Consider the following 14,630-nt stretch of genomic DNA (forward strand, 5'->3'; position numbering starts at 1 on the left):
TACATGCTCCTTTAAATTATGAGCGCATTATAACTGAGGAATTACTGAAGGTTAAAGCAGACTTTCTAGCATTTTGCCAAATAGAACTTTGTCGCTAGATTAGAGTAGCGCCGACCACTTTGTTCACAGGGCAGCATAAATCGAATTGAATATCTAAAACGGTTACCACTTACGGTGGGGTAATACTGAGCATTTTCATCCACTTGAATACGGAGCAGTAGTAATCCTTCTCCGCTATCTTGATAAAAGCCACTTTCAGTTTCAATACACTCAAAATGACTACGCTGACGAATAAAGACTAAAATAAGTGCCACTGCATCTTTCAATTGCTCAAGTGTAACAAGCCATGCATTGATTTGCTCTTCAGAAGTTTTTTGCGGTTGATGCAGAAAAAATTGTAGCTGGGGCAAATCGAAACTTGCACTACCACCTTGAATGGCAAAACGTTGTCTAACACCCGATAGTAATTTATCGTCTTTAAGCTTAGACCAAGGAGTATTTGCGCTTCTTAATCTATTAACAAGTGAGACAGTTCGCCTAAGATTCTCTTCTAATGCAGACGTATCAACATCCGGGCGTTGAGACCAAATCACAAGGTTTTGCTCGAGTTTTTCTAAATCTTTGATCAGGTCGCCACGAATATCATTGCGATCTAAACTATCTAAAATAGCGAATAGGGCGGTAAAAAGTACGGAATAACCTTGTTGAATATCGAGTTGTTGAGCACATGTCACCTGGCCAAAGAGGTGCTCTAGCTTTAAGTAGCTTCTAATCCGTTCGTTTAACGGGTGCTCATATAAAATTCGTGACATAACAAGGTGTTAATTAAATGACTAAAGTTATCTTAACCATTAACTTATAAAATCGCTAATTTTTATTTTAACTTAAGTAGAAAGAAGAACAATGCTAGAGGACGATAGATTTGTTAGCAGGTATTAACCTACCTGCTGTTTTTTATTTGAGCTAGTTTAATAAACTCAATGTGTAATGTGTCAACTTGCTGTTCAACCTCGGCTAAACTAGCATCTTGATTATCAATAATAAAATTGGCTTTTTCTAATCTCGTTTTACGATCAACTTGGCTGGCAATGATGCTTTTTATGATCTCTTCATTAGAACCATCTCGCATTTTTGTGCGGGCTATTTGTGTTTCTTGCTTAACATCAATCACTAGCACGGTATCAACAAACTGTGTTAAATCATTTTCAATTAATAGTGGTGCAACAAGAATACAGTACTCACTTTTGGCACTGCTAAGTTGATTTAACATCGACTCTCTAATAGCTGGGTGAAGTAAATTATTCAGCCACTGCTTAGCATTGGCATCTGAAAACACTTTTTCCCGTAACATTGAGCGATTTAGCGTGCCGTCTGTATTGAGGTATTGATTGCCGAAATGTTGAGCAATAGCCTTCAGCGAGACAGTACCAGGAAAGACGACTTCTCGGGCAACATCATCAGCATCAATGACGTCGATGCCTTTCTCAATGAAGCGGTTTGCAATAGTCGTTTTACCACTACCAATACCACCTGTAAGGCCTACAATATACTGATGTTCTAGCATAGCAACTACCCCTAAACTAGGTTAGATAAGTACCATTGCCAGATATCATTACCCCATAATAAGGTAATCCATCCAGCAACCGCTAAATAAGGACCAAATGGGATGGGCTGTTCACGCTGGTGCTTTTTAAATACGATCAAGCTAATACCTACAATCGCCGCTACACAAGAGGCCATTAGAATAAATAAAGGGAGAAGTTGCCAGCCAAACCAAGCACCAAACATGGCGACGAGTTTGAAATCGCCGAATCCCATACCTTCTTTACCTGTTAGCGCTTTGAATAGCCAAAAAATACTATATAAACTCATATAGCCGGCAACGGTACCGATCACAGCATCACTAAGCGGCACAAACGCACCGTCTATGTTAATCAGTAAGCCTAACCAAAGCATTGGAAAAATCAGCTGATCAGGCAATAACATATGATCTAAATCGATAAGCGTTAATGAAATTAATGACCAGGTCAGAATGATTACCCAAAGCGCAGTCATAGACGCACCGTAATGGTGGGCAACAACGAGGCTTAACAGTGCCGTGATAAATTCTACAATGGGATAGCGAGCTGATATAGGCGCTTTACAGGCGCTGCATTTACCTTTTAACAGAAGCCAACTAATCACTGGAATATTTTCGTAAAATTTAATTTTGTGTTGGCAGTGTGGGCAGCTTGATGCTGGTTTAGACAGTGTTAAAGCCGGAAATTCTTTTTCTGGAATATCTTTAACTTCTTCGGCTAAGAACTCTCTGCAATCTTGGTACCACTCTTTTTGTAGCATCTTAGGTAAGCGGTAAACGACAACATTCAAAAAGCTACCAACCATCAACGATAATATGAAAACACAGGTGTAAAAGTAGGTAGGTGACTGTTCAAATAAGGTAAAAATTTCTGAAAACATTATTAATACTCGTCATTTAATCAGAATGAATAAAGGAGCTAAAGCTCTGAAGCTAGCTCCTGCTATGAAAATATAACGGGATCGTTATACAACTTGGCCGATTTGGAATATTGGTAGATACATCGCAATAATTAAACCACCGATAACCACCCCTAGAACCGCCATAATCATCGGCTCTAAAAGCGCGGTTAGGTTATCTACTGCGTTATCAACTTCTTGCTCATAGACCGATGCGACTTTAGCTAACATGTCATCAACCGCACCAGATTCCTCACCAATCGCCACCATTTGAATAACCATATCGGGGAAAATACTGCTATTTCTCATCGCTAAGTTCATTTGCATACCCGATGAAACCTCAGAGCGGATATCTAAAATGGCGTCGCGAAAAACAGCGTTACCTGATGCGCCAGCGGCAGATTCGAGTGCATCAATCAGTGGCACGCCTGCAGCAAAGGTAGTTGCCAGCGTGCGCGCATATCGAGCAATAGCAGCTTTATGCAAAATGTCGCCAACAACCGGCACTTTCAATATGCTTTTATCAACTCTATCGCGAAGTTTTTGGCTTTTTTGATGGGCATTTTTAAATGCCCAACTAAAGGCAAACAAGCCTGCCAATACCAGATACCAAGTCGACTGCAAAACCTCTGATATCTTAATCACAAGTAATGTAAAGGCGGGTAATTCTGCGCCAAAACTGTCAAAAATTTCTTTAAAGGTAGGTACAACAAAAATCAGTAGAATCGAGGTAACGATAATCGCAATGACAATAACGGCAATGGGATAGGTTAACGCTTTTTTAATTTTAGCTTTTAACGCTTCGGCTTTTTCTTTATAGGTAGCGATTCGTTCGAAGATGGTCTCTAAGGCACCTGACTGTTCACCTGATTGCACCAAGTCACAATACAGGTCATCAAAGTATTTTGGGTGTTCACGTAAACATTCTGAAAGCGGAATACCAGATTGTAATTTATTACCAATGTCACCTAGCAGCTTTTGCATTTTGCCATTGCTGTGACCTTTACCAATCATTTCGATGGTTTGTACTAAAGGCACACCAGCGCCTAACATGGTGGCTATTTGTCGAGTGACAGCGGTTAAATCTGCTGAAGTAAGGTTCTTATCCCCACCAAAAAGTGGCTTAGCTTTTTTCTTAATACGACCCGGCGTAACACCTTGCTTTCTGAGTTGTGCTTTGAGCTCCATAATATTAACGGCTGAGAGCTCACCGCTTATCTTTTTACCTTTGCGGTTAACACCTTGCCACTGAAATACATCGAGTGCTTTGGTTTTGGCGTCTTTTGTTTTAGTTGCTGCCATAAAATTACCTAGTCAAATGCTGCTTCAAAAGGTTGATCAGTTTATTAACCACTGGTGACACGGTTGACTTCTTCTAAACTTGTCACACCGTGTAATGCTTTAATTAAGCCTGATTGTCTAAGGTTATTAAAGCCTTCTTTTTGACATTGCTCTGCAATATCTAGAGAGTTACCGCCTTCCATGATAATGGAAGATAATGTTTCGCCTATTTTAATCACTTCATAAATACCGACTCGCCCTTTGTAACCACCTGTACATTGGTCACAACCAACTGCTTTAAAGAGTTTTACATTGGGTAATTGCTCGTAGGTAAAACCTTGATTAAGTAATTCATCTTCAGGAATATCTTCAGGCTCTTTACACGCCATACATAAGCGACGTGCTAGTCGTTGAGCGATAATAATACTTACAGAACTTGCCACGTTATATGACGGTACACCCATATTCAATAATCGCGTTAATGTTTCTGCAGCGGAATTGGTATGCAATGTAGATAATACTAAGTGACCTGTTTGCGCAGCTTTAATTGCGATTTCAGCGGTTTCTAAATCACGAATCTCACCAACCATCACAATATCAGGATCTTGTCGTAAGAATGAACGCAAGGCACTTGGGAATGTTAAACCTGCGCGAGTATTGATTTGTACTTGGTTGATGCCTTCTAAGTTGATTTCAACTGGATCTTCTGCGGTAGAGATATTTCGTTGCTCAGTATTGAGGATATTTAAACCGGTATAAAGAGACACGGTTTTACCTGAACCTGTAGGCCCGGTAACAAGGATCATTCCTTGTGGTTGCGCGAGAGCTTCCATGTAAATATTCTTTTGCTCAGGCTCGTAACCTAACATATCGATGCCAAGCATAGCGCTAGAGCTATCGAGAATACGCATTACGATTTTTTCACCCCACATCGTGGGTAAGGTACTGACACGAAAATCTATTGATTTCTTCTTTGACAGGGCGAGTTTTATTCGACCATCTTGTGGTACGCGACGTTCTGCAATATCTAATTTAGACATTACTTTTAGGCGCGCCGCCATTCTTGAAGAGAGTGTTACTGGCGGTCTAGCGATTTCAGTTAAAATACCATCGATACGAAAACGAATGCGGTAAGATTTTTCATAAGGTTCAAAATGTAAATCTGAAGCACCTTTTCTTATCGCATCAAGCAATATTTTATTTATGTAGACAACGATTGGTGCATCGTCTTTGCCTTCTTCACCGCCATCGTCGTCTTGACGTTCTTCTTCAACATCAATACCTGCTAACTCTTCAGTATCCATATCTGAGATATCGAGGGCGTCGGTATCTTCCTCTAGGATTTTTTCAATGGCGGTATTAAGTCGGTTTTCATCGGCTAAAATTAACTCTGTTGAATAGCCGGTATTAAATTGAATTTCTTCTAGTGCATCGAGGTTTGTCGGATCTGACATTGCAACATAAAGTACCTTTCCGCGTAAGTAGATAGGTAAAGCATTGTGTTTTCTGATCAGTTTTTCGTTGCGAATACCTTCAGGAATAAGGCTAGTATCAAAGGCATCTAAATCTATATAAGGGTAGCCAAAACTTTGGGAAAAAATGCTCGCCACTTTACCTGCATTAAGGTGTTTATCCTCAACGAGGTAACGAACAAATGGTTTTTGCTGATTGATGAAACCCGAGCTAATATCGTCAAGCTGCTCATCAGAGACGAGCTGATGCTTAGCGAGCGCCGACAATAAACTAGATTGTTGATGAAGTCCTTTCATTTTTAGTTATTGATCTTAGAAAGATTTAATTTTAATTGTGACATAAAAATGTCAATTAAACGATATCTAGAAACAAAAAAAGCAGCCGAAGCTGCTTTTTTTAAGGAAGTATGATTAACACTCAACCCAATCAGTACATACGTTTGTACCAGCAGTTGAAGCATATGTCCATTGTACTTGGCCGCCAACGATTGCAGGAGTTAATGTACCTGTTTCAACAGTGGTGTCGCCATCAACGTCACCGAAGTTAACAGTGATAACACCAGCAGCAATAGCTGTAACTGCACCAGCAACAGCAGGAATACCTTCTGCACCAGCGGCACAAGGAGCTAAAGCGCCACCATTTGTTTGAATACATACAGCAACAGCTGTTTTGTAAGGGGACGCTTCAGACATTGTAGACTGTGCATCTGCACTACGCGTGTATTGTGTATATTGTGGAATAGCTACAGCCGCTAAAATACCGATAATTGCAACAACAATCATCAATTCAATAAGTGTAAAACCTTTATTATTTTTCGCTTTCATTAAGTTTTTCATAATAGTACTTCCATTATTTATTACGGGGGCTTTGGCTATAGTGATACAAATTTTTTTAAATGTAAAATATTGTTACCTATTTTTTTACATTTTTTTGCAACTTGCTGAGTAAATCGACTCAAATAGCTTCTATATGGCCTAATTTGCTCTATCGCTATATTGTTTCGTTTGAATATTGAGCGTTTTAGCGCGGTTAGCTAAACCTCATCGATAAATCGATAGCGGTTACATGCTTAGTTAATGCGCCAACAGAAACAAAATCTACGCCGGCTTGGGTATACGTTTTTAATTTCTCTAATGTCATGTTACCGGATACTTCTAATTGGGCTTTGCCACGCGTTAAGGAAACGGCTTCTTCAATCATTGACGGCGTAAAATTATCCAACATGATAATATCAGCCCCCGCATTAAGCGCTTGGCTTAGTTCATCGAGAGACTCAACTTCAACTTCAACTTTCTTGGCTGGGTGATTATTTTTAGCCGTTGCCACTGCATTATCAATGCCACCACATGCTGCTATGTGGTTTTCTTTAATTAGGAATGCATCAAATAGGCCGATACGATGATTAACACCACCGCCACATTTTACGGCATACTTTTGGGCACTGCGCAGCCCCGGTAAGGTTTTTCTTGTATCGAGCAATTTTGTATTGCTACCTGATAGTTGTTCAACATACTCGCTTACGAGTGTTGCTGTGCCTGATAATGTTTGTAAAAAGTTTAATGCGGTACGTTCACCGGTAAGAATTAATCTAGCATTGCCCGTTAATTCAAATAGGGTTGTGTTAGCTTTTACTGCTTCACCATCATTTACATACCAAGTGATTTCAGTTGTCGTGCCAATAGATTTATCAAGTTGTTTGAAAACTTCATTTACCCAATCAACGCCGCAGATGATGCAATCTTCACGGGTGATGACTTTTGCGTTGGTTTGGCTGTCCTGAGGAATTAAGCAAGCTGTTATGTCGGCATTAGCATCAACGCTGCCACCTAAATCTTCTTTTAATGCCCATGTAACTGTTGATGAAATGTCTTGTTGTAACGCTGCAGTTTGCATCTATCGTTGCTCTCGTATGATTAATTGGTCGCCAATCTGGCTAAATTCAACTTGTCTAAGTGCACTCATACCCAACAATATTTCGTCTGACTTCATTGCTGGGTTTATGTTCGCTGCGACATTATATAGTGTTATCTCACCAATTCGAAGTGTTGATAAAACTGTTCTGTAAACTTTCACGGTACCGTTAGCTGTGTTTACAAGGTAACTCCCTTTTGTTTGTAAATTGAGGTTATCAGCTACTTGAGCCGGTATTGAAACGGATGTTGCACCGGTATCAAGCAAAAATGTCACGCTTTGTTGATTGATTTCACCATTAAGCACGTAATGGCCCATACGGTTTTGCTGAAGTTTGACTGAAACTTTGCCGTTTGAGGATGTATCACTTGCGACAGATTGGTTAGGGTTGTATTGATAATCTAACAATTCGTCAAAGACAAATGCCACCAGGCATAAGCCGATTATCCACGTGATCCAAGTGAATGTGCGTCCAATTTTGTTTGTACTGTCTTGTTGAGTCATAATACGAGCTTTAATGAACCTAGGTAGTTACTCTAAACAGGGCGAATATGAATATCAATAATGGCTGGCTTAATGAAGCTGAGCAACAACCATCACCACATTTTATGCCAAGATGTCAAAATGAAGCGATAAATTTATTGGTCGTTCATAATATTTCATTACCGCCAGGAAAGTTTGGTGGATCATATATTACCGATTTGTTTCTTGGCCGTTTAGATAAAAATGCTGATCCATTTTTTGAAACAATATATCAGCTTGAGGTCTCAGCACATTGCTTAGTGCGCAGAAACGGTGATGTTATTCAATACGTTTCGTTTGAAGATAAAGCTTGGCATGCCGGTGTTTCAAATTTTAAAGGGCGCGAAAAGTGTAATGACTTTTCTATTGGTATCGAGCTTGAGGGGGCTGATGATATTCCTTATACTCAGCAACAATATCAACAACTTGCACAGCTTGTTAAGGTACTGCAAGCTTATTACCCAATTGCTGACGATCATATCGTTGGCCATAATGACATTGCCCCTGGCCGTAAAACGGATCCAGGTGACGCGTTTGATTGGTCACATTTATATCGCCTTTTATCGGTAAAAGGCTAAAATAAGAATAATGTATTTCGGAATATATTTATGAATTTAATTAGTCTGCTCATTGCGTTATCTGCTCAAAAAAGTCTGTCAGCAAAAGTGTGGCAATTTAGTTATTACTTTGAACAGCTTTTAGGTGGCTTTAAAAAGTTTGGTATTATTAGCCATGAAAGCAAGCAACTAAGCAATTTACAAGTTGGCCTGTTAATTCTACTGCCAGTTATAGCCTGCTATCTTTTACTCAGAATTATTGATGACACTATTTTATATTTAGTCGCCTCTACGTTAATTTTGATTGTCGCTTTTGGTTGCGTTAAAACGAGAGAAGCCTACAAATGCTTTTTACGCGCGGCAAATAGAGATGAACCAACAACTTGTCAGCTCACTTTGATGCAATTGCAGCAAGATAAAAACCTGCCAAACATGCCATTTGGTGAAACCATGGTGTGGTTAAATTACCGATACTATATTGCGCCAATGCTTATTTTCGTTATCTTTGGCCCTGTAGCTGCTTTACTTTACCGCTTGTTGATTACTTTTCTAGAGATGTCTGATAAAGATGAAGAAAACTATACAACGAGTTCAGAGGTTCAATCATTGTTACGCCATTGTTTTGCCATTATTGACTGGCCACTCGTGAGAGTCGTATCGTTTGCCTATATGCTTGCAGGTCATTTCTCCAAAGCTATGCCTAGTTATTTAGAGAGCTTTTTCGATTTTGATGTTCCAGCGCACAGAATGCTTACTCGTATAGCGCAGCAATCAGAAGACTTTATGGTTGATGAAGACGATTGTGTCTCTGAGCCATGCTTGCTTGTTAAGTTAGCAAAAAGAACATTGCTTCTAATGCTTAGTGTTGTTGCAATTCTTACTATAACCGGCGTAATCAACTAGTTAACTACAATATTGATAAAGAATTTAGTAAAAGGAAAGCAGGTGATTGCTTTCCTTTTTTAATGGTCAGACCATTCTGGATAGTCCCAATTCCCTCTATGTTTTTAGAATAAATCGTATAAATACTCTAAAATAATGTTTGGCAATTAAAGGCAGTTAAGGTAGATTAGCAAAAATTTATCGGCATAAATGCCATTTTTTTATGCGTATTTTAAAATGGTAAGACCATTTTACCATTTGTTTTTGATGTCGATATTAGCGCAGTAAATAGAGTTTAGGCGGAAGACACTTATGTCACTCAAACAAGCTAAATTATCAGATGTTATTCAGCAGCAGTTAGAAGGCATGATAGTAGAAGGTAGCTTAGAGGCTGGTCAAAAGTTACCGCCTGAACGTGAACTAGCGGCGCAGTTTGAAGTGTCAAGACCGTCACTTAGAGAAGCGATTCAAAAGCTAGAAGCCAAAGGATTGGTCACGCGCAAACAAGGCGGTGGTACGTTTGTTGCGAAAAATATATTAGGTGGCTTGTCAGATCCTCTATTTGATTTGATGTCGAAAAATCCGGAGTCACAATTTGATTTGCTCGAGTTTCGACATGGTATTGAAGGTATGTCTGCCTATTATGCAGCAATGCGCGGTACACCAACAGACTTTAAAGCGATAGAAGTGAAACACCTAGCGATAGGCGATGCACAAATAGAAAATGATTATCGTGAAGAAGCTAAAGCTGTATTCGAATTTTATTTAGCGATATGTGCGGCATCACACAATGCCATTATATTGCAATTAGCGAAGTCGATGGCGCCACTATTAATTGACAATATAGAAAAGAATTTAACAATGCTTTCAAAAAGGCCTGATACCTTTGAAAGAATTGCAGATTATCGAAAACGGTTGCTAGATGCCATTGTAAGTGGTCAGCCACAAAAAGCTTGGGGCGCAAGCCACCGGCATTTAGCCTTTATAGAAGAAATCTTGCTCAAGTTATCGCAAGAGCAAAGTCGCATGGAACGTTCTATGCGTCGCATGCAAAGATATTAGAAAAAACATGATAAAGAATAAAGATGGCTTTTGAAAAGTTGTCTATCTTTAAACTACTTATAACGTATACATAAACAAACCGGAGACAAAGTAAAATTATGTCTGAGCTCCCTAAACATGATATTGATGCAGCAGAAACTCAAGAATGGCTTGAGTCAATCGAAGCTGTATTAGAGAACGAAGGCGCAGAGCGCGCTCATTTTCTACTTGAAAAATTAATCGATAGAGCACGTCGTGGTGGTACTCATTTACCATTCGATGCAACTACTGCCTATGTAAACACGATTCCTCCGGGACAAGAACCACACATGCCAGCTGACCAAACGCTTGAAGCACGCATTCGTGCGGCTATTCGTTGGAACGCAATGGCATTGGTATTACGTGCCTCCAAAAAAGATTTAGAGCTTGGTGGTCATATTGGCTCATTTGCTTCTTCGGCAATGCTTTATGATGTAGGTTTTAACCACTTCTTTAAAGCAGCTACACCTGAAAACGGTGGCGACTTTATCTTTGCTCAAGGCCATATTTCGCCAGGTATCTACGGTCGTGCTTTCCTTGAAGGTCGATTAACAGAAGAGCAAATGGATAACTTCCGTCAAGAATGTGATGGTAAAGGTTTATCTTCATACCCACATCCTCATTTAATGCAGGACTTTTGGCAATTCCCAACAGTATCTATGGGCTTAGGTCCATTACAAGCTATTTATACTGCGCGTTTCTTAAAGTATTTAACCAACCGCGGCATTAAAGATTGTTCAGCGCAACGTGTATATTGTTTCCTAGGTGACGGTGAGTGTGATGAGCCAGAATCATTAGGTGCAATTGGCCTTGCTTCACGTGAAGGTTTAGACAACTTAACGTTTATCATTAACTGTAACTTACAGCGCCTAGATGGCCCTGTACGTGGTAACGGTAAAATTATACAAGAGCTTGAAGGCACATTCCGTGGCGCAGGCTGGGAAGTGATTAAGGTTATTTGGGGCTCATACTGGGATCCATTATTAGCACGTGACACTTCAGGTAAGCTACTTCAGTTAATGAATGAAACAGTAGATGGTGAATACCAAAACTGTAAAGCTAAAGGTGGTAAGTACACTCGTGAGCAATTCTTTAACAAGTACCCTGAAACCGCTTCTATGGTTGCAAATATGTCTGATGAAGACATCTGGCGCTTAAACCGTGGTGGTCATGATCCAGTTAAAGTTTATGCTGCTTACGATAAAGCGTTAAACACTAAAGGCCGTCCAACGGTTATCTTAGCCAAAACGGTAAAAGGTTTTGGTTTAGGTGAATCAGGTGAAGCGCAAAACGTTGCACATAACGTGAAGAAGATGGATATCGAGTCTATCAAGCAATACCGTGACCGTTTCAACATGCCTATTTCTGATGATCAAATTGAAGATTTACCATTCTTCAAGTTCCCAGAAGATAGCCCTGAATACCAATACATGAAAGCCCGCCGAGAAGCCTTAGGTGGTTCTTTACCTGCACGTCGTCAACAGTCGGAAGATGAGTTAGAAATTCCTTCAATGAAGGCATTTGAGGCTATTACAAAAGGTAGTGGTGAGCGTGAAGTATCATCAACAATGACTTTTGTACGTGTACTTAATAGCTTATTGAAAGACAAGAAAATTGGTAAGCGTATCGTACCTATTATTCCTGATGAAGCACGTACCTTTGGTATGGAAGGCTTATTCCGCCAAGTAGGTATTTATGCCAATGAAGGCCAAAAATACGTTCCTCAAGATGCTGACCAAGTTGCTTACTACCGTGAAGATAAGAAAGGTCAGGTATTACAAGAAGGTATTAATGAGCTAGGCGCAATGGCTTCTTGGGTTGCTTCAGGTACATCATATTCTACGTGTAACGCAACAACGATTCCGTTTTATATTTACTACTCAATGTTTGGTTTCCAACGTGTTGGTGATTTAGCCTGGGCAGCAGGTGATAGCCAAGCACGAGGTTTCTTACTCGGTGCAACAGCAGGTCGTACAACGCTAAACGGTGAAGGTCTACAGCACCAAGATGGTCACTCTCATGTGCAAGCTGGCTTGATTCCAAACTGTGTAACCTATGATCCAACATATGGTTACGAAGTAGCGGTAATTGTTCGCGACGGTTTACGCCGTATGTACGAAAATAATGAGAATATTTTCTACTACTTAACGTTGATGAATGAGAACTATCAGCACCCAGCGATGCCTGAAGATAAAGATATTGAAGATCAGATTATCAAAGGTATTTACAAGCTTGAAACTGTTGCCGCCAAAAAAGCGAAGGCGAATGTTCAATTGATGGGCTCTGGTACTATCTTGTTGCAAGTTCGTGAAGCTGCGCAAATTCTGGCTAACGACTACAACATCTCAAGTGATGTTTACTCGGTAACTTCATTTAATGAATTAGCACGAGAAGGCCAAGAAGTTGTGCGTTTCAACATGCTAAACCCAGAAGCAGAGCAACAAACAGCGCATATCGGTAAAATTATTACTGCGGATAAAGGTCCTGCTATTGCAGCAACGGATTATGTTAAAGCGTATTCGGATCAAGTTCGTGCCTTTATCGACACTGACTATCGTTGTTTAGGTACTGATGGCTTCGGTCGCTCAGATAGCCGTGCAAACTTGCGTACTCACTTTGAAGTCAATGCAGGTTACGTTGTTGTCGCAGCACTTTACGAATTAGCTAACCGTGGCGAAGTAGAGCGCAAAGTTGTTGCTGAAGCAATTGCTAAGTTCAACATCGATGCAGATAAAGTGAACCCACTTTACGCTTAAGACTAGAGGAATAAATAATGTCAGATATTCAAGAAATTCTAGTCCCAGATGTTGGTGGCGAAGAAGTTGAAATTATCGAAATTTGTGTTGCCGTGGGTGACACATTAGAAGCGGATGAAGGTATTGTTACTGTTGAAACAGATAAAGCTTCAATGGATATACCAGCGCCAACTGCTGGCGAGTTAATGTCATTAAGCGTAAGTGTTGGCGATAAAATTAAAGAAGGGGACAAAATTGGTGAGCTTAAAGCACAAGGTGCTGAAGCACCGGCTTCAGAGCCTGTAGCTGAGCCAACACCAGCACCAACACCTGCTGCACCTGCACCTGAATCAGCGCCGGCACCAGCTGCTGCGCCTGTATCAACTGGCGCAAGTGAAGTGATTACTATCGAAGTACCTGATATTGGTGAAGATGGTGAAGTCGATGTCATCGAAGTAATTGTCGCTGTTGGTGACGAGATCGAAGAAGAAGATGGCCTGATTACATTAGAAACTGACAAGGCGACAATGGATGTGCCATCTACACACGCTGGTACTGTAAAAGCAGTACTGGTAAATGTCGGTGACAAGGTTAAGCAAGGCTCATTGGTTATTAAACTTGAAACCACTGGCGGTGGCGAACAAGTGCCTGCAGTTGAGGCGCCTAACGCTGAATCAGCGCCGGCACCAGCACCTGCTCCTGCGGCTAAAACTGAAGCTGCACCAAAAGCTGCACCTGTTCCACATCACCCTCAAGCAGGGAGTGCAAAAGGTAGCACTAGCATCTTTACTTCACCATCAATTCGTCGTTTAGCACGTGAATTTGGTGTTGATTTAGCACTTGTTTCAGGTACGGGCCGTAAAGGTCGTATCTTAAAAGAAGATGTTCAATCATACGTGAAATATGAGTTGTCTCGCCCTAAGGCAAACGCAGGCTCTTCAGTTTCTGGTGGTACGGGTGGCTTACAGGTTATTGAAGGTCGTAAAGTAGATTTCTCTAAATTTGGTGAAATTGAAGAAGTACCATTAACACGTATTCAGAAAATCTCTGGTCCTAACCTTCATCGCAACTGGGTAACAATTCCACACGTTACCCAATTTGATGAAGCAGATATTACAAATGTTGAAGCATTCCGCAAAGAGCAAAACGTTGTTTGTGAAAAGCAAAAAATGGGCTTTAAGATCACGCCATTAGTGTTCTTAATGAAAGCAGTTGCAGATGCATTACGCGCTTACCCAGTATTTAATTCGAGTTTAAGTGATGATGGTGAAAGCCTAATCATGAAGAAGTACTGTCATATTGGTGTTGCGGTTGATACGCCAAACGGTTTAGTTGTGCCAGTAGTTCGTGACGTAGATCAGAAAGGTATTTACCAACTTTCTAAAGAATTGCTTGAGATTAGCGCTAAAGCACGTGAAGGCAAATTAAAAGCTGCTGACATGCAAGGTAGTTGTTTTAGTATTTCAAGTTTAGGCGGTATTGGTGGTACAGCCTTTACGCCGATTGTAAATGCACCAGATGTAGCTATTTTAGGTGTATCTAAATCTGAAATGAAACCAAAGTGGAATGGTAAAGACTTTGAACCACGCTTAATGCTGCCATTATCATTATCATACGATCATCGTGTGATTGATGGTGCAGTTGCTGCGCGATTCACTGTTCATCTATCATCTGTAATGTCAGATATTAGAAAGTTAGTATTATAATTTTA

At 40.3% G+C, this 14,630-nt stretch carries 13 protein-coding genes; 5 read left to right on the top strand and 8 right to left on the bottom strand.

Features of this window, described 5'->3' with window-relative positions; genetic code table 11:
- Positions 1-65: 65 nt before the first annotated feature.
- The 8 genes from zapD to QQK02_RS05450 all read right to left on the bottom strand — a co-directional run bounded on the left by zapD (position 66) and on the right by QQK02_RS05450 (position 7,647).
- Positions 66-812, bottom strand: a complete 747-nt coding sequence (zapD, locus tag QQK02_RS05415) for a cell division protein ZapD (protein ID WP_284206958.1) — start codon at positions 810-812, stop codon at positions 66-68.
- Between the two features lie 128 nt (positions 813-940).
- Positions 941-1,564 (bottom strand): dephospho-CoA kinase, encoded by a 624-nt coding sequence (gene coaE / locus QQK02_RS05420; RefSeq protein WP_284206959.1) that lies wholly within the window; start codon positions 1,562-1,564, stop codon positions 941-943.
- 11 nt (positions 1,565-1,575) lie between these two features.
- On the bottom strand, positions 1,576-2,460 hold the full coding sequence (locus tag QQK02_RS05425) for a prepilin peptidase (protein WP_284206960.1): 885 nt from the start codon (positions 2,458-2,460) through the stop codon (positions 1,576-1,578).
- An 84-nt stretch (positions 2,461-2,544) separates the two neighbouring features.
- Complete coding sequence (locus QQK02_RS05430; RefSeq protein WP_284206961.1) at positions 2,545-3,780, bottom strand: type II secretion system F family protein; 1,236 nt, start codon at positions 3,778-3,780, stop codon at positions 2,545-2,547.
- Between the two features lie 44 nt (positions 3,781-3,824).
- Positions 3,825-5,528 carry a type IV-A pilus assembly ATPase PilB gene (gene pilB / locus QQK02_RS05435; RefSeq protein ID WP_284206962.1) on the bottom strand — a complete coding sequence of 568 codons (1,704 nt, stop codon included), beginning with the start codon at positions 5,526-5,528 and terminating at the stop codon, positions 3,825-3,827.
- Between the two features lie 114 nt (positions 5,529-5,642).
- A complete protein-coding gene (locus QQK02_RS16410) occupies positions 5,643-6,068 on the bottom strand; it encodes a pilin (protein WP_407705014.1) in 426 nt (141 codons plus the stop codon).
- 193 nt (positions 6,069-6,261) lie between these two features.
- Positions 6,262-7,125, bottom strand: a complete 864-nt coding sequence (nadC, locus tag QQK02_RS05445) for a carboxylating nicotinate-nucleotide diphosphorylase (RefSeq protein ID WP_284206963.1) — start codon at positions 7,123-7,125, stop codon at positions 6,262-6,264.
- The gene (locus QQK02_RS05450) at positions 7,126-7,647 is read right to left on the bottom strand and encodes a retropepsin-like aspartic protease family protein (protein WP_284206964.1); all 522 of its coding nucleotides are present in this window, start codon (positions 7,645-7,647) and stop codon (positions 7,126-7,128) included.
- A gap of 47 nt (positions 7,648-7,694) precedes the next feature.
- Between QQK02_RS05450 and ampD the strand changes: the two genes are divergently transcribed.
- The 5 genes from ampD (at position 7,695) to aceF (ending at position 14,625) form a co-directional block, all read left to right on the top strand.
- Positions 7,695-8,243 carry a 1,6-anhydro-N-acetylmuramyl-L-alanine amidase AmpD gene (gene ampD, locus QQK02_RS05455; RefSeq protein WP_284206965.1) on the top strand — a complete coding sequence of 183 codons (549 nt, stop codon included), beginning with the start codon at positions 7,695-7,697 and terminating at the stop codon, positions 8,241-8,243.
- Positions 8,244-8,273: 30 nt separating this feature from the next.
- Entirely contained in the window at positions 8,274-9,125 is an 852-nt protein-coding gene (gene ampE / locus QQK02_RS05460) for a regulatory signaling modulator protein AmpE (protein WP_284206966.1), read from the top strand.
- A gap of 291 nt (positions 9,126-9,416) precedes the next feature.
- Positions 9,417-10,166, top strand: a complete 750-nt coding sequence (gene pdhR, locus QQK02_RS05465; RefSeq protein ID WP_284206967.1) for a pyruvate dehydrogenase complex transcriptional repressor PdhR — start codon at positions 9,417-9,419, stop codon at positions 10,164-10,166.
- Positions 10,167-10,264: 98 nt separating this feature from the next.
- The gene (gene aceE, locus QQK02_RS05470; RefSeq protein WP_284206968.1) at positions 10,265-12,940 is read left to right on the top strand and encodes a pyruvate dehydrogenase (acetyl-transferring), homodimeric type; all 2,676 of its coding nucleotides are present in this window, start codon (positions 10,265-10,267) and stop codon (positions 12,938-12,940) included.
- A 17-nt stretch (positions 12,941-12,957) separates the two neighbouring features.
- Entirely contained in the window at positions 12,958-14,625 is a 1,668-nt protein-coding gene (aceF, locus tag QQK02_RS05475) for a dihydrolipoyllysine-residue acetyltransferase (protein ID WP_284206969.1), read from the top strand.
- Positions 14,626-14,630: the final 5 nt, after the last annotated feature.

Origin of the sequence: Thalassotalea eurytherma, assembly GCF_030161415.1 — a bacterium.
Taxonomy (GTDB): Bacteria; Pseudomonadota; Gammaproteobacteria; order Enterobacterales; family Alteromonadaceae; genus Thalassotalea_G; species Thalassotalea_G eurytherma.